Source organism: Pseudomonas antarctica (genome assembly GCF_001647715.1).
Taxonomy (GTDB): Bacteria; Pseudomonadota; Gammaproteobacteria; order Pseudomonadales; family Pseudomonadaceae; genus Aquipseudomonas; species Aquipseudomonas antarctica_A.
In genome coordinates this window covers 3,377,273-3,399,852 of sequence record NZ_CP015600.1, presented here as the reverse complement: position 1 = coordinate 3,399,852, position 22,580 = coordinate 3,377,273, and the positions used below count along the sequence as shown (strand labels likewise).

Annotated in this window: 16 protein-coding genes; 5 read left to right on the top strand and 11 right to left on the bottom strand. The window is 59.9% G+C overall.

From position 1 onward, the window contains the following. Positions 1-126: 126 nt before the first annotated feature. From A7J50_RS15340 to A7J50_RS15330, 3 genes are all read right to left on the bottom strand, one after another. Positions 127-1,785, bottom strand: a complete 1,659-nt coding sequence (locus A7J50_RS15340) for a hydantoinase B/oxoprolinase family protein (RefSeq protein ID WP_064452575.1) — start codon at positions 1,783-1,785, stop codon at positions 127-129. Between the two features lie 13 nt (positions 1,786-1,798). Beyond that, positions 1,799-3,877 carry a hydantoinase/oxoprolinase family protein gene (locus tag A7J50_RS15335; protein WP_064452574.1) on the bottom strand — a complete coding sequence of 693 codons (2,079 nt, stop codon included), beginning with the start codon at positions 3,875-3,877 and terminating at the stop codon, positions 1,799-1,801. A 168-nt stretch (positions 3,878-4,045) separates the two neighbouring features. Further along, complete coding sequence (locus tag A7J50_RS15330; protein ID WP_237140847.1) at positions 4,046-6,490, bottom strand: LuxR C-terminal-related transcriptional regulator; 2,445 nt, start codon at positions 6,488-6,490, stop codon at positions 4,046-4,048. Positions 6,491-6,990: 500 nt separating this feature from the next. Here A7J50_RS15330 and A7J50_RS15325 point away from each other — a divergent pair, with 500 nt between their 5' ends. Beyond that, positions 6,991-7,905 carry an ADP-ribosylglycohydrolase family protein gene (locus A7J50_RS15325; RefSeq protein WP_064452572.1) on the top strand — a complete coding sequence of 305 codons (915 nt, stop codon included), beginning with the start codon at positions 6,991-6,993 and terminating at the stop codon, positions 7,903-7,905. Here A7J50_RS15325 and A7J50_RS15320 read toward each other — a convergent pair. The 5 genes from A7J50_RS15320 to A7J50_RS15300 are packed head-to-tail and all read right to left on the bottom strand — an operon-like array spanning position 7,902 to position 14,366. Next, entirely contained in the window at positions 7,902-9,188 is a 1,287-nt protein-coding gene (locus tag A7J50_RS15320; RefSeq protein WP_064452571.1) for an NAD(P)/FAD-dependent oxidoreductase, read from the bottom strand. The genes A7J50_RS15325 and A7J50_RS15320 overlap by 4 nt on opposite strands. Positions 9,189-9,191: 3 nt before the next feature. Continuing rightward, positions 9,192-10,763, bottom strand: a complete 1,572-nt coding sequence (locus tag A7J50_RS15315; protein ID WP_064452570.1) for an aldehyde dehydrogenase (NADP(+)) — start codon at positions 10,761-10,763, stop codon at positions 9,192-9,194. 58 nt (positions 10,764-10,821) lie between these two features. Further along, complete coding sequence (locus tag A7J50_RS15310) at positions 10,822-11,769, bottom strand: dihydrodipicolinate synthase family protein (RefSeq protein WP_064452569.1); 948 nt, start codon at positions 11,767-11,769, stop codon at positions 10,822-10,824. Between the two features lie 32 nt (positions 11,770-11,801). After that, positions 11,802-12,728, bottom strand: coding sequence for a 4-hydroxyproline epimerase (locus A7J50_RS15305; protein ID WP_064452568.1), 927 nt, complete (start codon positions 12,726-12,728; stop codon positions 11,802-11,804). A 12-nt stretch (positions 12,729-12,740) separates the two neighbouring features. Continuing rightward, positions 12,741-14,366: an APC family permease gene (locus tag A7J50_RS15300; protein ID WP_064452567.1), complete on the bottom strand. Its 1,626-nt coding sequence runs from the start codon at positions 14,364-14,366 to the stop codon at positions 12,741-12,743. Positions 14,367-14,552: 186 nt separating this feature from the next. Between A7J50_RS15300 and A7J50_RS15295 the strand changes: the two genes are divergently transcribed. Both A7J50_RS15295 and treS read left to right on the top strand, forming a co-directional pair. Continuing rightward, a complete protein-coding gene (locus A7J50_RS15295; protein WP_064452566.1) occupies positions 14,553-15,311 on the top strand; it encodes an AraC family transcriptional regulator in 759 nt (252 codons plus the stop codon). Between the two features lie 86 nt (positions 15,312-15,397). Continuing rightward, positions 15,398-17,464, top strand: coding sequence for a maltose alpha-D-glucosyltransferase (gene treS / locus A7J50_RS15290; protein WP_064452565.1), 2,067 nt, complete (start codon positions 15,398-15,400; stop codon positions 17,462-17,464). A 90-nt stretch (positions 17,465-17,554) separates the two neighbouring features. On the opposite strand, the gene A7J50_RS15285 is transcribed toward treS, so the two are convergent. After that, positions 17,555-18,166, bottom strand: a complete 612-nt coding sequence (locus tag A7J50_RS15285) for a cysteine hydrolase family protein (protein WP_064452564.1) — start codon at positions 18,164-18,166, stop codon at positions 17,555-17,557. Between the two features lie 171 nt (positions 18,167-18,337). Here A7J50_RS15285 and A7J50_RS15280 point away from each other — a divergent pair, with 171 nt between their 5' ends. Then, complete coding sequence (locus tag A7J50_RS15280; protein ID WP_064452563.1) at positions 18,338-19,195, top strand: alpha/beta hydrolase family protein; 858 nt, start codon at positions 18,338-18,340, stop codon at positions 19,193-19,195. A 1,024-nt stretch (positions 19,196-20,219) separates the two neighbouring features. On the opposite strand, the gene A7J50_RS15275 is transcribed toward A7J50_RS15280, so the two are convergent. Then, complete coding sequence (locus A7J50_RS15275; RefSeq protein ID WP_064452562.1) at positions 20,220-21,152, bottom strand: cation diffusion facilitator family transporter; 933 nt, start codon at positions 21,150-21,152, stop codon at positions 20,220-20,222. A 678-nt stretch (positions 21,153-21,830) separates the two neighbouring features. Between A7J50_RS15275 and A7J50_RS15270 the strand changes: the two genes are divergently transcribed. Further along, positions 21,831-22,172: a hypothetical protein gene (locus A7J50_RS15270; RefSeq protein ID WP_064452561.1), complete on the top strand. Its 342-nt coding sequence runs from the start codon at positions 21,831-21,833 to the stop codon at positions 22,170-22,172. Positions 22,173-22,266: 94 nt separating this feature from the next. On the opposite strand, the gene A7J50_RS15265 is transcribed toward A7J50_RS15270, so the two are convergent. Beyond that, a complete protein-coding gene (locus tag A7J50_RS15265) occupies positions 22,267-22,563 on the bottom strand; it encodes a hypothetical protein (protein ID WP_064452560.1) in 297 nt (98 codons plus the stop codon). Between the last annotated feature and the right edge of the window lie 17 nt (positions 22,564-22,580).

The window sequence follows — 22,580 nt, the reverse complement described above, 5'->3', positions numbered from 1 at the left end:
CCAAAATCAAGGCAAGCGCGGGCGCTACCCATAAACGCGATGAGTGTTGCAGTTTCATGGTGGTGCTCTCTTTTTTGTTGTTGTTCTGGTAAGCCGAGCGTCAGGGGGCGCGATGCCCCCCCGGGGCTAAAGTGTCAGGCCGTAGACCGAGCGGGCGGTTGCGGCGTCGATATAGCCATTTTTAAGATCCTCGCGAACGGCGTGCGGGTCGCGCCGGCTGGCCGGGCCATACCCGCCACCCGCGCCGGTGCGCACTCTGACCAGGTCTCCGGCATTCAAGGCGATGCCGCTGGCCATGCAGTAGCGCTCGTGTTGACCGTCTTTGCGGATGACCTCGACATAATTGGGCGTGCCTTCGCCACCTTGGTCCAGGCCCCAGGGCGGGATGACCGAACGGGTGTAGCCGCAGGTCATGAAGCTGCCATCGGCGCGAATCCGGTAGTCGATGCACACGCCGCGGCCACCGCGGAACTGGCCATGGCCGCCGGGTTCGTCATTCAGCTCCATGCGCTCTACATACAGCCCATAACGAGCCTCACATACCTCGACGGGGCAGTTGTAGGTCTCACCATGCAACCCGGAGTAAACAGCATTGTTTCCGTCGCGCCCGGGTTCGGCGCCCCAGCCGCCGATTTCCGGCTCTACCAGGGTGAACAAGCGGCCGGTGTCCGGGTGTACGCCGCCAATAATTGTGGCGCACACCGAAGCGAAATTGCCGGCGGGCAAACGGTCGGGAAACTGCTGGGCCAGGCAGCACAGGATCAGGTCGTGCACCCGAATCAGATTCTCGAAGTAAAAGCCCTCGGCGGCGGGCGGCAGGGCGTCGAATAACGAGCCTGGGCGAGTCAGCACCCGCAGGGGGCGAAAAGTACCGCCATTGGTGATGCCTTGCGGCGTAGTCAAGGCCTTGAACGCCATTTGCGCCGCGACCACCGCACCGTCGCGACTGAGATTGGTCGGCCCCAGGCACTGGTCCGGGTTGTCCCGCAGGTCGATCACCAATTCGTTGCTGCGGATATCAATCCGCACTTTGAACAGGCTGCCATCGTCTTGCAGCTCTTCAAGGTTCAACTGCCCGGCAGGCAATGCGGCCAGGGCTTTGAGCGACATTTTTTCGCCCAGGTCCATGAAGTCTTTCATCGCCAGCAAAAACAGCGCCGTACCGTATTTTTCCGTGAGTTCGCGCAACCGCGCTGCGCCTCCGCGTACGGCGGCGACCCCGGCCCAAAGGTCACCTTCCATGAAGTCCGGCATACGGGTGTTTGCACGCAATATCTGCAACACCGAACGGATCGGTTGGCCCTTGCTGATGAGCTTTACCGATGCCACGCGCAGGCCCTCCTGAAAGATATCCGTGGCATCCGTAGATAACGACCCAGGCACTCGACCGCCCACATCGTTCCAGTGCGCAATATTCGCGGTCCAGGCAACCAGTTGGCCGTCGGCGAACACCGGCATGGCCAATACGACGTCGTTCAGGTGAGTCACCGCACCATCGTGAGGGTCGTTGCTGATAAAAATATCGCCCTCTTCAATGTCCTGCGGCAACGGATGATGCTGGCGAATTTTTTTCACGGCTTTGTCCAGCACACCGACAAAGGCTGGTATGCCTGCACCGGAACTGGCGATCTCGCCGTGGGCGTCGGTGATGCCTGTGCCCATGTCCAGCACTTCGTAGATCACCGGGCTCATGGCGGCTTTGCGCATGGCGGTGAACATCTCGTCGGCAATCGCCTGAAGCGAGTTCTGGATGATGTCGCGCGTAAAGATATCGAGGGTGCTCATGGTGAATACTCCGTCAGCCATTGATCATGATGTGCAGGTTGCCAAGACGATCCACCTGCACGCGGTTGCCGGGGTGTACAACCACGGTAGTGCCTGCGTCCTCAACAATGGCCGGACCGGAAAATGTCATCAGGGGTTCAAGCAGGCCGTAGTCATAGAGGCTTGCCTCATGAATGCCTTCCTGGGCGTAGTCGACGCGTCGTCGACCCTTGCAGGCATCACCGATCAGTCGTCCGGTGATGGGCAGAGCCTGGGGTGCCAACTTGCCGATTTGAGCGATGGCCACCAGGTGAAAGCCGATGATTTCCACGGGTGCTTGCAGGGAATAGGTGTAGTGCTGCTCATAGAACGTGTGAAAGCGTTGTTCGATCACGGCCCAGTCCGTGTCGATGCGTTCGTTCGGGTCGAGCAGCACTTCTACCGAATGCTCTTGGTTTTGGTAGCGCAACTTGCAATGCATCTGGATTTCGACGTGCTGAGGGGGGATGGCTTGCGCGACGAACTGTTCGCGGGCGGCCCCCGACAACTCTTCGAGAAACAGTTGAGCCTGCTTGAGTTCGCCGTCGTGGGCAGTCTGCACAAAACGGTTGATAAAGAGGTCGCGTCGCAAGTCCGAGAGGGTCATGCCCCAAGCCGAGAACACCGAAGCATTGCGGGGCACGATGACTTTTTGCACACCCAACTCTTGCGCAAGTGCAACGGCATGCATGGCGCCACCGCCGCCGAACGCCATCAACGTGAGCTCGCGCGGGTCATGCCCACGGCTCAAAGACACCAGCTTCAACGCGTTAACCATGTTGTCGTTGGCCAAGCGCACGACGCCGCGTGCGATCTCATCAGGCGGCAAATGCAGGCGCTGGCCAAGGGCGTCCAGTCCACGCACAACGGCAGGCAGGTCGGCCACCACGTTGCCGCCGCAAAAGTAATCCGGGTTGATGCGCCCGAGCATCAGGTTGGCGTCGGTGGTGGTGATCTGCGTGCCGCCGTTGCCATAGGCGGCAGGCCCCGGCACGGCGCCGGCGGAATGGGGGCCAACATGCAGTTTGTCGAAGTCGTCAACCCAGGCAACCGAACCGCCGCCGTTGCCGATTTCCACCAGATCCACCACGGGAACCATGATCGGGTAACCTGCATTGATCCGGTTACGTTCGATCCAGTAGTCCGTCTTGATCGACACTTGGCCGTTGCGAATCAGTGCGCATTTGGCTGTGGTGCCGCCAATGTCGAGGCCCAGCACGTTCGGCTCGTCAATCAGCCGTCCCAATTCGGCAGCTGCCCAAAAACCACTGGCCGGCCCCGATTCGACCATGGTGATCGGTGTTTCCCGTGCGTGCTCGACACTGTCGATGCCACAGTTCGACTGCATGATGTACAACGGAGCCTTGTAGCCACTGTCCCGTAAACCGCTGGCTAACTCATCGAGATAACGTGCGGCGATGGGCTGGACATAGGCGGATAGCACGGTCGTGCTGGAGCGCTCGTACTCACGCCATTCTCGGGTGATCTGATGGGACGCCACCACAGATACTTCTGGCCAGAGCCTGCGCACTTCATTCAGTACGGCCTGTTCATGGGCCGGGTTGGCATAGGCGTGCAGCAGGCAAATCGCAATGGCCTGTACGTTGTCGGCGCGAAACGCTTCAATGATTGCGGCGACTTGCGCCAGTTCAAGCGGTTGCCTCTCCTGACCATTGGTATGCAAGCGCCCGGTTATTTCGCGGCGCAAATAGCGCGGTACGAAGGGGGTTGGCTTTACCCATTTCAGGTTGAAGTAATCCGGGCGATTGGCACGGGCGATCTCGAGCACATCACGAAAGCCCTGGGTCGTTATTAACCCTGTCTTGACGCCCCGGCGTTCGGTCAGGGCATTAATCACGACGGTGGTGCCGTGCGCCAGGAAGTCTACGGTACTCAGGTCCACGTCCGCCTTACGGATGACATTGAGCACTCCCAAGGCAAAGTTCGGTGGGGTTGTGTCGACTTTGGCCGTACGAATCGTCTGTTCGCCGGTGGCCGGATCGTTTTCGAAATACACGAGGTCGGTAAAAGTACCGCCGACGTCGGTGGCCACGCGCACTGTTTTGCCGTCCATACCCACAGGGCATCTCCTGCTGTACTTACGTTGTGAGGGGAGCCAGGCGAGAGCCTCTCGCTGGTGTTGAGGGATGCTATGGCGCGCTGCTCGACGCAGGCTATGGGCAGGGCGGGTAGGTGACGACGTTTGGGCCGCATCGACTACCCGCATGGGTAGGTTGGTGGATCAATGCGGCGCGTCAAGCAGCCCAAGACGCAAAGCTGCAGCCATGGCGGCTGTGCGACTGTCGACACAGAGCTTGGTAAACACATGCTTGAGATGAAATTTCACGGTGTTTTCAGAAATATCCATCGCCAGGGCTATGGCTTTGTTCGATTGGCCTTGGGCGAGTAAGGTGAGAATTTGCGTCTCCTTGGCGCTGAAGGACAGGCGCGAGCGCACCGGGTGGGCGCGCCATCCGCGCAGGCGTGTGATGATCGCGTGCTGGCTGTGGGCGGTATGGGCGCAGGCTTCCAGCGCAGTCAGTATGCAAGGCCCGGCTTCCAGTAGCAGGCCGGGCAGTGCCGGGGCTGGTATCGAGGCCAGTATCGCGTTTTGCTCGGGTGGGTGGCCTTTGCCTTGGGCGGCCAATGCCAGCAGTTGCAGGCGCCAAGCGGGCAACTGCAAGCCGCGTTCTTGCAAGAGTTTCGCGCCGCGCTGCAGGTGATTGAGTGCGTCAGCCGATGCTCCGGTCGCGAACTGTAACCTGGCCAGTGCCAACGTTGCGGCCTCATGGTTGCGCCAGTCATCAGGGGCCTTTGCAGCGCATTCCAGGTTATTGGCCAGCGCCTCCTGACGCGCTTGCGTCAAGGCGCCCCCTTGCACCAGTAGGTCGACTCGCCAAGCGATGACCAACCGTGCCAACCGGTGCCAGTTGCGCGCAGTGGCGAGTTCGGCCACCTGCGCAAGTTCGAGTAACGCTGGTTGTAGTCCTAGATTGCGCAGCGAAGTGCGCCATGCAACCTCAGCGGTAACGGCTGTGATATCCAGCCAAGCGTCGGTGTATTTGAGTGAGGCCCAACCGTCGCGTACCCAGGGTGTTGCTTCGGCCCAGGCACCTTGCCAATACAGGTGCTGCGCCTTGAGGCAGCCCGCCAACGCTCTGACGGAGCTCTCGCTGCCGAATTGGCTGTCGGCGATAGTCACCGCAATGTCGACTATCTGTGCGGAAGCGGCGATATCGCCTGTTAAGGCCAGGACTTGTGCCTCATGGATGCGACAGTAACTCTCACCTCGTGAGCTGCCGACCACACGCATCTTGACGTGCGCCGAGCGAATCACTTGCAGGGACAGGGACAGTTGACCCTGTTTCAGTGCCTGCAAGGCACGAGCGCATTCCAGCGTTCCGGCGGTGAGCATATTGTCGCCTGGCGCACTTTCGCCATTCGGCAGATCGAATTGATCGATATAGCCATCGGCAAGCGTGCGTACCACATGAAAGTCTCGCGCAAGCCGTCGATCTGCCTGGACCCGGTCGCGGATTAAATCGAGCAGTTGGTTGGCGAGGGCATGTTCGCCGAGCTTGGCGTGCAAGTACGCCTGGAGCAGCAACAGGTCCGGTTCGGTACTGAGCGCTTTTTCATCGAATTGCTGGCGCAGGCTTTCTGCGTAACGGATACCGTTATGCAGCACCACCTCCCATCCGCCGGCCTGTACGAGCAGGTCGACCGCGAGTCGGGTGTCACGGGCGCGCAATGCATACCGTATGGCCTGTACCCAGTCCTTTTCTTCCGCCAGCCATTGGGCTGCGGCGTTATAGATGTTACGTGCTGCGCCAGCATCGATACTCTGATTGAGGAAGTCCTGGAGTAATCGGTGGTGACGAAACCACTGGCGACCGGCATCCAAGGGGACGAGCAGAGCGTCCAGATGTGCCAACTGCGCCAGCAACTGCGCACTGTCGCTACGGCCACGTACCGCGTCGGCCAGCTCGGCGTTGAAGCGTTCGAGCAACGCCATATCACGCAGAAAGGCCTGGCACTCATATGACAGGCGCTGTACCACCTGCCCCGTCAAATACTCGGCCATATCGGTGACACGCCCCGAAAAGGCATTCAGGCCATACAACGATGCATCGCCACTGCTGCGCCACAACCTGGCCAGTTGCACAGCCATCGCCCAACCCTCGGTTCTCTCGTGCAAGTCATGCAGTTCGGCAGCCGGTATATCTGCGCCCAGGATGGCAGCGGTTTCTAAGGGCGTGAGCGTCAACGCTTGGGCAGATACTTCGTGTACCCAGCCATTGGCTTTCCACTTCGCCAGCGGCCAGCCAGGCCGCCGGCGTGCGGATACAACCCATTCGAGCCACGGCGAAGCCTGTTCCAGCAAGACCTGAACGATGGCGTCGAGTTGAGGGTTTGCCGCAGTGTGATAGTCGTCCAGGAACAGCGTGACCTTTCGGTCTGAACGCGCCAGTGCGTGGAGCAGCGCAGTAATCGTGCGTTGCGGTTGGACTTCCAGCGCTTGTGCATGTGCCAGCCGTGTAAGGTGCCCCAAATCGAGGCCTGCGTGGTCCAGCGCCAGGATTAGATAGGCGAGGAAACGATTAGGGTCGCAGTCCGCCTCATCCAATGACAGCCAAGCGACGGTCGAAGGTGTCGTGGCCGACAGCAGGTCTTGTCGCCACTGCATCAATAGCGTCGTCTTGCCAAAACCTGCGGGAGCGATCACCAAGACCAGAGGGCCGATTATTCGCTCGCGAAAACAGACGATCAAGGCCTGGCGAGGTAAGGACGTCAGCAATGTAAAAGGCGGCGTCAGCTTGCCAACCCAGCACCAGTAGGATGAAGCGGGTGAAGACTTATTTTTCAAGACAGCGGTCTCGTACGCAAAGGTTGCGTAGGTTTTATCAGCTACTTTTTTGGTTGGGACTGTCTGAATCGTCACCTGATGTTTAATTAGAGGCCTGGGTGGGGGTACATGCCACCTCAGCCGAGCGCGTTTGGCACAGCGCTTTCGCGCGGAGCCTTTGTGCTGGCGGTATGTCTGCAACAGGCATGCATCTTTGGATAACGTTCCTACACGCCGCGCAGGACTTATCTGATTTTGGGGTGTCCAGTGCTCAACACCCTGAGGAAACGCTTGGTCGAGTGGCATAACCTTCCGCCTGGATCAGCTCTAAAGGAAGACGGATGTCACTCACACTGATTGATCGCTACCGCGGTAGTTTGCTCGGTTTGGCCTGCGGTGACGCCGTCGGTACTACGGTTGAGTTCATGCCGCGCGGCACCTTCGCGCCCGTCACCGATATGGTGGGCGGCGGGCCGTTTAACCTCAAGCCCGGACAGTGGACGGACGACACCTCTATGGCGCTGTGCCTCGCCGAAAGCTTGCTGCGCAAGGGCGGCTTTGATGCGAAGGATCAGATGGGCCGGTACCTGAATTGGTGGAAGTGGGGGTATTTGAGTGCGACAGGAGACTGTTTTGATATCGGCATGACGGTGCGCGAGGCGTTGGCGGCTTATCAGTCACACGGCGACCCCTTTGCGGGTTCTACCCACCCGCATTCCGCCGGCAACGGTTCAATGATGCGCCTGGCTCCCGTGGTGTTGTTCTTCTTCCCCGACCCACAAAGCGTACGCACCTTTACGGTCGAAAGTTCACGTACGACTCATGCGGCGCAAGAGGCAATCGAGTGCTGCCTGGTACTGGCGCACGCGCTGTGCAATGCCTTGAGCGGTCGCGCAAAAGATGACGTATTGAGTGTCCCGGACAGCGGGTTGAGCGCGCCTAAAGTCATGGCCATCGCAGACGGCAAGTACCGCAACAAATCGCGTGACGAAATCGTGGGCTCCGGCTATTCGGTCGCCTCACTGGAAGCCGCATTCTGGTGTTTTCAGCACACCGAGAGCTTTGCTGATGCCGTGCTCGCCGCCGCGAATCTGGGGGATGATGCGGATACCACGGCGGCCATCGTCGGCCAGTTGGCGGGCGCTTACTATGGCGTTCAATGTATCCCGGCAGGCTGGCTGGAAACGCTGTGGATGCGCGATGAAATTCAAGCGACGGCCGATGCTTTATTGGCCGCATCCCCAGCCGGTCACTAAAAAACTTCACGCAGCAGGTTTGCCTGAAAGCGATCCAACCGAAAGGACTCAAGCGCCGGCAGGCCCGATAGCGACGGCGTTGAGGCTGCCAGCTGCACCACGATTTCCGCGGTCACCGCGGCCTGTGTCAAGCCCAAATGCTGGTGCCCGAACGCAAGCAACACCTTGCCATTGCACACCCGATCAATGATCGGCAGCGAGTCAGGCAGCGACGGTCGAAACCCCATCCACGGTGTGGCGCCTTGTACGTTCAGGTCGTGGCGAAACAAGCCCTTGCTCAGCCGGTGCAACTGCCACGCGCGTTGCATATTTGCCGGGCGATCGAGCCCGGCGAATTCGACGGTGCCTGCCAGGCGTAAGCCTGTGGCCATGGGCGTCATGATGAACTTGCGTTCGAACGAGGTGACGGCAAAGGGCAGGCGGTGTTGTTCAAACGGCAGCATCAGGTGATAGCCGCGCTCGGTGTCCAGCGGGACTTTTTTGCCGGTCAGTGCAGCGGTGAGTTTGGCCGAGTGTGCGCCGCAGGCGATCAGTACCTGGCGCGCAGTCAGCGTGCCTTGTTCGGTCAGCAGCGACACACCCTCTGACTCCATCCGCCCATCCAGGACGTGCTGCTTTATAAATTGCACACCGTTGGCCCGGGCGGCATTCACCAGTTCGCACACCACCGTGTACGGGTCAACAAAGTGCCCTGTACCGGGGAAGAACAATCCGCCTTGTATCTCATCGCTCAACTGTGGCGCCGCGTTGCGCACCGCTGTACCCGACCAGTCATCCACCGGCACATTTTGTTGCTGCATGCGCTGGCGCAGCGCATCGATCGCGGCACGCGACGCTGCGCGCTCAAACACCAATAACGAGCCGTCTTCGCGCAACAGGTGTGCCCGGTCGATGCTGTGCAGCAAGCGTTGCCACGCGCCCAGGCTGGCCTCATTCAGCGCGCGAATGCCTGCCACCGTGCGCCGATAGTTCGCCGGACGCAGGTTCAGCAACAGGCGCACAAACCAGGGCAGGGCGCGGGGCAGGTATTTCCAGTCCAGGCGCAATGGGCCCATAGGGTCCATCAGCATGGCGGGCAGGCGTTTGAGGATTGACACGTCGGCAATCGGAAAAACCTGCTCGGTCGCCAGGTGCCCGGCGTTGCCGTAGGAGGCGCCCATGCCGGGGTCCTGTGGGTCGATGACCACCACCCGCCGACCTTGACGCGCCAATTGCAGGGCGCAAGCGACGCCAATGATGCCGGCGCCGATGACCGCGATATCTGCTGAGTTGGAGTCAGGCATGGCCTAAGCCTCTCTCTGGCCATTGAGCAACCGCCGCAACAGCAGCGGGTTGCCGTGTTGCAGGGCGCTCGGCAGCAAACTGTCCGGGACATCCTGGTAGCACACCGGGCGCAGGAATCGCAGGATCGCCGCCGTGCCAACCGAAGTGCTGCGTGAATCGGACGTCGCGGGGAAGGGTCCGCCATGAACCATGGCGTCGCAGACTTCCACGCCCGTCGGCCAGCCGTTGACCAGCAGGCGACCGGCCTTGCGCTCCAGCACGGGGAGCAAAGCTTTGGCCCGTGCAAGGTCATCTTCATCCAGATGCAACGTGGCGGTCAGTTGGCCTTCCAGGTGCTCGGAAACCTGGTGTACTTCCTCATCGTTGGCGCACACCACCACCAGGGAGGTCGCGCCGAACACTTCCGCTTGCAGCTGTTCCTGGGTTAAAAACGCGTCGGCCCGGGTGATGAACACCTGTGCCTGGCCTTGGTTGGGACCTTCGGCCGCCGAGCCTTTTGCGGCGATCTGTGCGTGTTCTGCCAGTGCGCTCACACCGGTGGAGTAGGCACTGAAAATGCCGGGCGTCAGCATGGTCTGCGCCGCACAGCCTGGGAGCCGTTCGCTCACGGTGGTCACGAAGCGGTCCAGTGCCGCGCCGGCGATCGCTATCACCAGACCAGGATTCGTACAGAACTGCCCGGCGCCTTGGGTCAACGACGCCACAAAGCCCTCAGCCAGGCTTTGTGCGCGCGCCTCCAGGGCGGCAGGAAACAGGTACACCGGGTTGATCGAGCTCATTTCCGCATACACCGGAATCGGCTCCGGCCGGGCCTGTGCGGCCTGGGTCAGCGCGATACCGCCGCTGCGCGAACCGGTAAAGCCGACGGCCTTGATACGCGGGTCGGTGACCAACGCAATGCCCACTTCGCGGTCTGAACCGTACAGAAGCGAAAACACACCTTCCGGCAAACCACAGTCTTTGACCGCCTTGGCCACTGCGCGCCCGACCAGCTCACTGGTGCCGGGATGAGCCCCGTGGGCCTTGACGATCACCGGGCAACCGGCCGCGAATGCGGAGGCGGTATCACCGCCGGCTACCGAGAACGCCAGCGGGAAATTACTCGCGCCAAACACGGCCACTGGCCCCAGCGGGATATGCCGTTGACGAAGGTCCGCACGCGGCAGTGGCTGCCGTTCAGGCTGCGCCGTGTCCACGCGCACATCCAGCCATTCGCCGGCGCGCACCGTACGGGCAAAGGTTCGCAACTGCCCGCACGTACGGCCGCGTTCGCCCTGAATGCGTGGGCGTGGCAGGCCGGTTTCGGCCACGGCGCGTTCGATCAACGTATCGCCGAGGGCTTCAATATTGTCCGCAATGGCTTCAAGAAACGCGGCGCGATCCGCCAGTGAGGTTTCCCGGTAAGTGTCGAAAGCTGCCCACGCCAGCGCGCACGCCTGCTCAACGTGCTCGCCATGGCCGCCGGCGTAGGCAGGTTCCAATGGCGTGCCGGTCGCAGGGTTGATGGCCCGGATCGCTTCGCGATTGCCGGAAGTTGCGCGCTGACCGATCAGCATCTTGCCCGTCAAAGTCATGGGGTCGTCCTGGTAAAAAGGGGTTGGCCGCTGTGAGCGCCACAGCGGCGCGAAGCGATCAGTCGATGTTCTGTTCAGCCGACCAGTTGCTGTACCACTGGCGGAACAGCGCGTACTGGTTCTCGGCGTAGTGCCGCTGGGCATCGCTGAGCGTGTCGGTTTGGTTGAAGTGCAGGGCGTAGCCCTGGTCACCGTTGAGCACCATCAAGTGCTTGTAATACAGCACCAGATCGCAGCCTTCATCGAAGGACGACAGCACGGCCAGCGCGGCTTCCAGTTCACGGGCCAGGCGTCGGGCCTTGGCGTCGCCTTTGGCAGCCTGCTTGCTCAGGGCAACCAGTTGCAGCACTTCCCGTGGCAAGGCGTTGCCGATGCCGGTGATAGCGCCGGTGGCGTTGCAGTTGACGAAACCGTGCACCACTTGGGTGTCGACGCCGACCATCAGGGTCACGTCATCGTCCTGGGAGGTGATGTTTTCCGCCGCGTAGCGCAGGTCGGCAGCGCCGCCGAATTCCTTGAAGCCGATCAGGTTCGGGTGTTCGCGGCGCAGTTCGAAGAACAGTTCGGCGCGGGTGGCGAAGCCGTAGTACGGGCTGTTGTAGATCACCGCCGGCAGGTTGGGCGCGGCCTTAAGGATGGCCGAGAAGTGCGCTTTTTGCGCCGTTGCAGACGCACCACGGGACAGCACACGCGGGATCACCATCAAGCCATGGGCACCGACGTTGGCCGCATGGGCTGCGTGTGCCACTGCCTCACGGCTGTTCACCGCGCCGGTGCCGACGATGGTCGGCACACCGGCGGCAACCAGGCGGGCCACACCTTCCTGGCGCTCGGCCTCGGTCAGTAGCGGCCAATCACCCATGGAACCGCAATACACCACGGCGCTCATGCCGATATCAACCAGCTCGCGGCCCTTGGCAACCAGAGCGTCGAAGTCCGGCTTGCGCTCGGTGGTGCACGGGGTCATCAGCGCGGGGATGCAACCGGTGAAGATGTTGTCGCTCATTGTTCTAACTCCTTGGACTATAGATCGGGGGCTCAGATGCCCCAGGCGAAAGGGTCTTGCTCGTCGATCAGCAGGGTGCTGTCGGCGGTCATGTACGCGCGGCCGGTGATGAAAGGACGAATGCGCTCGCCATCCCATTCATAACGGGCTTCGAATTGGCTGCCGGTGATGCTGGCTTGTACCCACGGCGCGCCGGGGGCGAGTTTTCCATCGGCGGCCAGGCACGCGAGTTTGGCGCTGGTGCCGGTGCCGCATGGCGAGCGGTCGTAGGCCTTGCCGGGGCACATTACAAAGTTGCGGCTGTCGGCATGGGCGTCGTCGGCGAACAGCTCGATATGGTCGATCAGCGCGCCCTCTGCCCCGTGAATGCCTTGAGTCTCCAGGGCCTTGAGCATCGCCCAGGTGTAGTCGGTGAGGGCGTCGACATTGTCCATTTGCAGCGTTTGGCCATGCTCCGACACCAGGAAAAACCAGTTGCCGCCCCAGGCGATATCGCCACAGATCGTCCCATGGCCAGGCACGTCTACCGGCACCTGCTGGCGATAGCGGTAGGCGGGCACATTGCGCAGGGTCACGGCGCCGTCTTCGTGCAAGGTGGCTGCAACGGGGCCGACCGGCGTGTCGATGGTGTGCACGCCAGGCTCGATGCGCCCCAGGTGGTGCAAGGAGGCGACCAGGCCGAGGGTGCCGTGGCCGCACATGCCGAGGTAGCCGGCGTTATTGAAAAAGATCACCCCGCACGTAGCCCCCGGCGTGACCGGCTCGCAGTACAGCGCGCCGACCAGTACGTCATTGCCGCGCGGTTCCAGCAGGCAGGCGCGCCGCCATTGATCGTGCTCGGTGCGCAGGTTGTCGAGCTTGGCGGCGATGGTGCTGCCCGTGAGCTCAGGAAAACCGGTCATGACCAAGCGCGTGGGTTCGCCGCCGGTGTGGGAGTCGATAACGTGCAGCCGTTTCATAAGACGCTCCATTCAGTGAGTGGCCGGGGACAAGGAGGCGTTGTGGTGAGGCTCGCTGACGGTTTCGCTTTCGTCGTCTTCGTGTTCCAGGCGCACGAGGTGCGCAGGCACGCCGGTGGCGGCGCCCCAGTAATAGATACCCAAGGCGCAGGCCGCGACGACCAGCGTGTCAAACGGGTGGCTGATCACCCCGATACCGCCGAAACTGCCGAGCTTGGACAGCAGGATGGTCACCGTGTAGAAGCCAATCAGCCAAGCCGACGAGCGCACTTGTTGCTTGAGGTTCAGGTGCGCAGTCGGCACCCAGCGCGCGAACAGCAGGTACACCCCAAACATGAGGATTTGCAGGCCAAGCAGCCATGACACAGTGCTCCAGCCCGACCAGTAGACGATCAGTGCCGCGATGATGAACGACAGCGGACCCAGCACCGCCATGCCCTTGACCCGGAACGGCCGCGCCATGCCCGGTGCATTGCGGCGCAACGCAGCCACGGTGACGGGGGCGACGGCGTAACTGAGTATCAGCGCTGCGGACACCACATTAATCAGTGCTTCCCAGGACGGGAACGGCAGGGTCCAGAACACCGATAGGCCAAAGGTCAGCCACAACGCCGGGCGCGGGATGCCGGATTTTTCATCGATACGCGTGAAGAGCTTGAAGAACGTACCGGTCTGCGCCCAGCCGTACACCACACGCGGGGTGGCGTTCATGTAGATGTTGCCGCAGCCGCTGGGGGAGATCACCGCATCGGCCACCACCAGATAGGCCAGCCAACCCACGCCCAAGGCCAGGGCGATATCGCGATACGGCAGCGCGAGTTCCTTGCTGATGCCAGCCCAGCCGTCGGCGAGCATCTCGGTGGGCACGCCCCCAAGGAACGCGGTTTGCAGCAGCACATAAATGGCCGTCGACAGCAGCACCGACAGAATGAGCGCGATCGGAATGGTGCGTTGCGGGTTCTTCACTTCACTGGCCACCGAGATGATCGGCGTCAGGCCCAGGTAAGCAAAAATCACCCCACCGGCCGACACCGCCATTTCAATGCCCGACAAGCCGAACGGCGCAAAACCCTGTACCTGAAAGTTCGCCGGTTTGAAGAAGGTGAACAGCACGCCGATCACCAGCAGCGGCACGATGAACTTGAACACGCTCACCAGGTTATTGGCGATGGCGAAGGTCTTCACGCTGCGGTAGTTGAGGATAAAGAACAGGCACAGCAGGGCGAACTGCACCAGCCAGCCGAGGGTGGTCGGGTCGCTGGAGCCGACCTTGGTCAGCTCGGGAAACCAGGCCGCGGCGTATTGGCGCGAGGCGACCACTTCAATCGCCACCAGGCTTGAGAACGCGATCAGCGTGATAAAACCCATCAGGTAGCCCAGCAGCGGGCCATGGGAGTACACCGGGTAACGCACTACGCCACCGGCACGGGGCAGGGCGGCGCCGAGTTCGCAATACACGATGCCCAGCAGCAGCACGGCGAAACCGCCGATCAACCAGGAAATAATCCCGGCAGGCCCGGCGATCGCGGACACGTGGCTGGCCGCGAACAACCAGCCCGAACCAAAGATGGCGCCCAGCCCGATAAAGGTGAGGTCCATCAGTGAAAGTTGTTTCTTGAACTTGCCTTGAGCAGACATGGCGGCGCCTTCTTGTGAGTTATTGGATAGGCATGCAGTGGCGCTATCGTGAACCCATGAATGTGGCGGCGATTGATGTTTTGCGCGGTGATGGATGACGAATTCAGCACAATTTACCGTGCTCGACAGTGCCTCGCAGATGGCGCAATCTGCCTGGCGTCGACGAATAAATGAGCAATCAAAGCCATGGTGCAGAGCGCGTTTGCGGCCCTTTTCCAGGGGGCTCGCCCCCACAGCATCGAACAGCTATTGGCCGGAGCGGTGCAGCTATTGCCCCTGCTGGACGTGATCCCCAATGCTGCGATTTTCATCAAGGACATCGACGCCCGCTACCTGCTCGCCAACCGTACCCTGGTGCAACGCTGTGGCCTCAAACAGCTGCAACCGTTGCTCGGCAAGACCAGCGCCGAGGTGTTCCCCGCACAGCTGGGGCCGGGTTACACCGAGCAGGACCGGCGCGTGCTGGAGCAGGGGTTTGTGCTTGAAGATCAGCTTGAACTGCATCTATACGGCAGCCGTGAACCGGGCTGGTGCCTGACCCATAAATGGCCGCTGTATAACCATGTCGGGCAGATCATCGGCTTGGCCGGTATCTCGGTTGACCTCCAGTCCGCCAGTGAAACGCACCCGGCGTACCAGCGTCTGGCCGCTGTGGATGAGCACATCCGCCAGCATTTCAACCGGCGCGTCACCCTTGGCGAACTGACGCGAATCGCCGGGATTTCCGTGGCGCAGCTGGAACGCTATTGCAAACGCGTGTTCCACCTGACGCCACGGCAGATGATCCAAAAAGTGCGCCTGGAGCATGCGCATCGGTTACTGCACACCGACATGCCCATCACCGACGTGGCGTTGCACTGCGGGTACACCGACCACAGTGCATTCACCCGCCAGTTCAAGGCGTTGACCGGTTTTACGCCACGGCAATATCGCCAGCTGGAGTAGTTGCGCGCATTGCGATGCAACGAATCGCCCCCGTCGCCCCTCCTATGCTTACGAGTAACCTTTTCACGAACACAGGTATTGGGCTTATGACGGCGGCTGACAACGATCATGTGAACTGGCTGGTGCAACAATCGATGCTCAACGCGGCGCGCCAACGGGCCAAGCTCTATTCGGGCCAGGGGCGGTTGTGGCAGCAGCCGTATGCGCATACCCGGCCCCGTGATGCCACCGCCTTGTCGTCGGTGTGGTTTACCGCGTACCCGGCGTCGATTGTGACCCGTGAGCATGGCACGGTGCTTGAGGCGCTCGGGGATGAAAGCCTGTGGCATGCGTTGTCGAAGATCGGCATCCAGGGCATTCACAATGGCCCGCTGAAAAAGTCCGGCGGGCTTTCCGGCACACGGCATACCCCGACCATCGACGGTAATTTCGACCGCATCAGTTTTGACATCGACCCGCAACTGGGCACCGAGGCACAGTTGCAGGCGCTGACGCGCATGGCCGCCGCGCACAATGCGGTGATCATTGACGACGTGATTCCGTCCCATACCGGCAAGGGCGCCGATTTTCGCCTGGCCGAGATGGCGTATGAGGACTATCCCGGCCTGTACCACATGGTGGAAATTCGCGAAGAGGACTGGCCGCTGCTACCCGAAGTAGCCGAGGGCCGTGATGCGCAGAACCTCAGCCCGCTGCAGGTGGATGCGCTGCGCGACAAGCATTACATCGTCGGCCAGTTGCAGCGGGTGATCTTCTTCGAGCCCGGCGTAAAGGAAACCGACTGGAGCGCAACACCAGTGGTTATGGGCGTGGATGGCAAGCCGCGCCGCTGGGTTTACCTGCATTACTTCAAGGAAGGCCAACCGTCGCTTAACTGGCTGGACCCGTCGTTTGCGGCGCAGCAGATGATCATCGGCGACGCCCTGCATGCGATTGATGTGATGGGCGCCAAGATCCTGCGCCTCGACGCCAACGGATTTCTCGGCGTGGAGCGCAAGTTGGATGGCACCGCCTGGTCGGAGAGCCATCCGCTGTCTATCACCGGCAACCAGTTATTGGGCGGGGCGATCCGTAAGGCGGGCGGGTTCAGTTTTCAAGAGCTGAACCTCACCGTGGACGATATCGCGGCCATGTCCCACGGCGGCGCCGATCTTTCCTATGACTTCATCACCCGGCCGGCTTATCAGCATGCGTTGCTGATGGGCGACACCGAGTTCCTGCGCCTGATGTTGCGTGAGATGCACAGCCAGGGGATCGACCCCGGTTCGCTCATCCATGCCTTGCAGAATCATGATGAGTTGACCCTGGAACTGGTGCACTTCTGGACCTTGCACGCCCACGACAGCTACCTCTATCAAGGCCAGACCTTCCCCGGCAACATCCTGCGCGAGCATATTCGCGAGCAGATGTATGAGCGCCTCGCCGGCGACCATGCGCCGTATAACCTCAAGTTCGTGACCAACGGTGTGTCTTGCACCACCGCGAGCATTATCACCGCCGCCCTTGGCATTCGTGACCTGGAGGCGATTACACCGGCCGATGTCCAGCAGATCCGGCAGATCCATTTGCTGTTGGTGCTGTACAACGCCATGCAGCCCGGGGTGTTTGCCTTGTCCGGCTGGGATTTGGTGGGGGCGTTGCCGTTGGCGGCCGATGAGGTTGCGCACTTGATGGGCGATGGGGACACCCGCTGGATCCATCGAGGTGCCTATGACCTGGTGGACTTGAACCCGGATGCCGAGCTGTCCGCAGGGCAAATGCCGCGCTCTAAAACCTTGTATGGCAGCCTCAACAGCCAATTGCAGGACCCGGAGTCATTTGCCTCACAGCTGCAGAAGATCCTCGCGGTGCGCAATGCCTACGGTATCGCCGCCAGCCGCCAGATTCTGGTGCCGGATGTCGAGCATCCGGGGTTGCTGATCATGGTTCACGAGCTGCCGGCAGGGAAGGGCACGCAAATCACTGCGCTTAACTTCGGCGCCACACCGATCACTGAAACCCTGCATTTGCCCGACATCGCGCCGGGGCCAGTTGTGGACATCATCAATGAGCGGGTTGAAGGCGATCTCACCGCCGAGGGTGATTTCACCATCACGCTGGATGCCTACGAAGGCCTGGCGCTGCGGGTGGTCAGCCATTCACCGATGCTTTAGGGGCCGAAGGCGCTTATTGACTCGTCGATGAACGCCCCAACGCCCGATGCGCTGCATCGGGCGTTGGGGCGCAACAGGTGTAAACCTATTTCAGGACTGCACAGCGTTCAACGCTTGCAGAAACTGGGTGTGTTTTAGCGTCTGCGAAAACATCGGTAGGGTGAAGTTCTCGGCGGCGTGTTGTTGCTCCTGACTGAAGGTCGCGGTGCAGTCGGTCAAGGTGACGACGTCGTAACCCTTTTCATAACCTGATCGAACCGTGCCTTCGACACAGCAGTTAGTCAGAAAGCCCGCGACAACCAGGTTCTGGATGCCATTGTTACGCAATACCAGGTCCAGGCCGGTGGTGGCAAAAGCGTCCAGCCCGCGTTTGCCCTCTACCACGATATCGGCAGGTTCACGCTTCAGCGCGTCGCTGATCTCGGCGCCCCAGCTGCCCGCGCGAAAGGCGCTGCCGTCTGCCACGCCTTTGAGAATCCCGTAGGAGCGGTTCGTCAGCTCGGGGTAGCCCTCGGAAAATTGGATCGGCATGTGAATGATCTTCACGCCCAGCTTGCGTGCCTGTTGGAGGGTGGTCGCGGTGTTCGCCAGCATGTCGGTTTGGTGCATGACGTCTTTGACGGCGTCGTGAAAGACTCCGCCTGGGGTGGTGAAATCGTTCTGGAACTCAATTAAAACCAGCGCGGTCTTGGTCGGGTTCATCGTGATTCTCCGATAGGTGGGTGTTTGCACGGCTGTGCGATGGCACAACAGTTATAGGCTTTTAATCCTGGAGAAGGGGCGTTTACGAACAGCTTCCGTCACGAGATCGCAATTGGGTGATGGCAAAGTGGCGCCAACGCTACTCGGCTGTACCCTTTCCAGGATTGAATAATGCTTCGATACATAGGTGTTTTGTTGGGACTGTGTGTGCTGTTGCCCCGTTTGACGCTGGCTGAGCCTGCAGGTTTTGCAACACAGGACATTACCTTCACCAGTGCGGGTATTTCACTGGCCGGCACAGCCTTCTTGCCCGAGCATCCTAAGGCTGGCGTCGTGCTGGTGCACGGTTCTGGCCAGGAAAAGCGCATGACAAACTTCGCGACGCTGTTGGCCGGGCGGGGGATCGCGGTGTTGACCTATGACAAGCGCGGTGTCGGGCAATCCGGTGGCATTTATGCAGGCCCGGAGGTCGGCACCAATAACCTTGATGCGTCCAACCTGAAGGTGTTGGCGGGTGATGCGAACGCCGCCGTTGCGGCCTTATCCAACACGCTGGCGGCCAGTCGGTTACCGATTGGGCTGGTCGGCTTCAGCCAGGCTGGCTGGATCATTCCCATCGCAGCAGAACACAACCCAGGCGTGCGTTTCATGGTGTTGTTCAGCGGGCCCCTGCTCACGACACGTGAGCAACTGCGGTTTCAGTTCCTGACGCAGGGCAAGGCGGACTTCTGGAATAACCACAGCGAAACCGACGTACGCAAACATATCGCTGAAGACCCTGACCGCTACCCATTTGCCGACACCGACCCCCGCGACTCGCTTGCCAGGGTTTCGATTCCGGGGCTCTGGTTATTGGGGGGCAGGGACCTGCAAACCCCGGCGTTCCTGGCGATGGAACGGCTGGACGCAATGAGCGCCAAGGGCCAGGCATTCGAATATCGGCTCTATCCCGAGTTGGGGCACAACGTCACGCCCGGTGGCGTCGGCCAATCGGTTGAAGACGCGCTTCAATGGATCATCTTGCGCTAGTGCATCTGGACCTGACGTTGAACCTCGGCCAAGCAAGCCAACTCGTTCAACGTCACCCGGCGTCGGTATTCATCAGACCACTGCAGCGCGCCTTGTCTGACAGGCGTGACCCGGTAGCGGTTTGCCGAGCCAACTCAAGCAGAATTCATCAACTTCCACCCATGATTTACCAGGCGATTGTTGGCATCGAATGAGCCCTGAGCAGGCGCCGTTTTGATCAACTCTGACAAAGGAGCGGAATTTCGGACTAGTGAAGAAAAGTAACCCAAGGCACAGCATGATGTTCACCTGGTTGAGTGCAATTTAGGTATAGCTTGATTTCAGGCTGAGGCCAGCAAACTCCTGGTTTGTTGGTGGGTATTTCGCTTCGGTTGTCCCAGGTTGGCGGGTCCTGTTGGACGCGGCCTGGATTGCGTTAACCAGCTCGCATGCGGGGTTGAAGACGGTTATTCACGTTCCTGAAAATGACAGGCTTTCAGAACGTGAGCAGGCGAGAGGTAGGTCAGTGCAACGGCTGCGGCGCTTCGTGGCGATACGCTCCCGGGCCCTGACGCAAACCCTTCAAAGGCGCTGGGGAGATGTGTCCCCGCGCCCATTTCTGCTGACAGTCAGGCCGTCGTGTTGACGCGCGTACCTATTGATCCCGAGGTTGCTTTGGGTTGTTCGACTTCACCTGGGGTGCTGCCGTCATGATCGCCGTCGCTGTCTGCTTGCACGGCGGGGCGAACTTGGGGCTTGATGGCTGCCGGTTGAGGTTGTGTGATGTGGGTCGAACCCGTGATGGCCGATGTCATGTTGATCCCCTTAAGAAGTTGCAGTGTGAGTGAATACTATCGGCGGGTTTTTTTAATGTTTAGGTCTTTTGGTCGACGAGCGTATGAATAAAAATAATTGAGATCGTTTCCCAGACTTAAGTTTGATTTGGCAACTTAGCGCTTATTAATGATGTGTGAAAACGTTGTGATAAATGTGTGAAGGCTTACGCGCCGCTACTGTCGATTTATGCGGCAATCGCGATGCCCGGTTAATGATCAAGATCTGGACGGTGCCAGGGGTCCACGTGCGTCATCAGGTTCAAAACACGCGGTATGCGCATCACATTTTCCCTGGCGCGCACTGCAATCGCATGGCCTTCTTCAACGCTAATCGAGGCGTCCACTTCGATATGGGCGTCGACAATGATCATGTCACCCATTTTTCGAGTGCGTAGATCATGGACACCTTTAATGCCTGGTGTGTTGTGGAGCGTCTCGCGAATAGTTGCAACTTCCTGCTCATCGGCAGACCGGTCCATCAGGTCGTGCAATGAGTCCCAGGTAAAGTGCCCACCCATCTTGGCGATCATGCCTCCGACAACAAGCGCAGCAATGGGATCAAGAATCGGGTAACCCGCCAGGTTACCCACGATGCCTACGCCGACAACCAAGGAGGACGCTGCGTCGGACCTGGCATGCCAGGCATTGGCAACCAGCAAACTGGATTTCACTTTTTTGGCGACCCTCAGCATGAAGCGAAACAACAGCTCCTTGGCCATCAGCGCAGCGATAGCCACCCATAGGGCCGCAATGTGCACCGTAGGAATCGACTCAGGGGTTTGAAGCTTGAGCACTGCGGATACGATCATGCCGATGCCCACGATCAACAATAATAGGCCCAACACCATGGACGCGGCGTTCTCGAAACGCAGATGCCCATAGGGATGGCCTTCGTCGGCATCGTCTTTGCTTTTATGGCTGGCAAACAGCACTACGAAATCCGCGATCAAGTCTGAGAGCGAATGAATACCATCGGCGATAAGCCCCTGGGATTTTGACAGCACACCGACTGCAATCTGTGTGAGCGAGAGCACGATATTGACGATGACGCTCACCCATGTGCACCGGGAGGCGGCCGCTGCACGGTCGATCTGACTATAACCCTCGTCTTCAGGGTCATCAGAGAACTGTTCATGGTTCATGTGTGTTTCTCTAGTTGAAGTTGATACTCGTCTCGCGGTGCGAAAAGGCCGGGTACGCAGTAATAGTTGCGCTTTTTATTGAGGGTGGAAGGGTAAGGTTTGTAGCACGCTTAAAGCAAGGCGATGCGCGGTTTAAATAACGAGGTATAAGTTATATTTCGCAGGGTTGCGTATAAGGATGTTAATGCTAATGTTTCGCGTAATTAAGGTTTTAGTCGGGCTACGGGGTGTATCAGTCAAAACCGGATGCGACTTAACCGTATCAGGGGGGCGGTGAGCGAGTGCTAATTTATGCTAGTTGATTAATGCGCGCTGGCGGCCCCGGAAAGTGACTTTGTTGCACCGGCGGTCCTTCATTTTTTTGATTGATGAGTGTGCGCAAGGTCTGCATTTTTTTGCGAGTGAGCACCGTTTAGTCGCGCTGGGTGTGCGATGCAGGGGGATGACGAGACGCGCTCTTGCGGCTGGAGCGGCTTGTCTTTGAAGGGCGAATTTACAGTTCAATAACAGTTGAATAAGTGCAGTGCTGAATCGTTTCGCTCAGAATCCGTTACCCGTCCGCGCATGGCGCACGAAAGATCACCCAGTGTCAGGCCGCCGGGCGGGAGCTTTTTCTAATTTGAGTACGGCGAGTGCTGAGCTCGGGTTACTCAGTCATTCCGTTCAAAGGGGCAGGTGTTGAAAGTGTTTAAGAGATACAGCGTGGCGTTGTTGACCTCGGTCATAGCAACCCTGGTTGTCGCTGATGAATTGCCGGAGAGCCCGTTACTCCAGCGCTTTGGTGCGGCCATTAATGAGCTGCCTAAACCAGCGGCGCCCCCAGAGGCGAAGCCGGTGCCCCGCGAATTACACATCGAGGGGCAAGAGGCGCTAAACCACCCTGGTACTCCTGTCAGGCGTGAGTCCGAAAAAACCGGAAATCCAAGTATCGACAATATGCAGGCACGTGATAGAGATGCCTGCAGGAGGGTGCAAGCGGCGGCATTATGGCAGGGCAAAGGTCTGTTTAATTGCGAGTAAAAGGGCGCTACTGAGATCATGGCCTCACCTGCTGGATGTGGGGTTCAGCCTATTTGCGCATTCTCATCCAGCGCTCTTCTGGCGTTTCGCGTTGCTATCCAATCGTTCCATCTGGGCGGCTGACACCCGGTTCCTTGAAGGCCTCAATGCCTTCCGCGAATTTCGCGTCTCGCACTTCCAGCTTCTTTTGTCGCTGCATCCCGTTGTATCCGCCGTGATTCAAACGCTTGAAAGTAAAGCAACACGGCGCAGCCAGAGAGTTGAGCGTTTTGCTCGTTTTACCCGGCGCCAAGGAAACTTCGCTTTGCGTGTGTGTCGGCGCCATAGCCTTCAGCCGTTCACCCTGCTTCATCCGCATATCGGCGCGTTCATCCATCGGCGCAATGGGCATGCTTGAAAACGGACAGG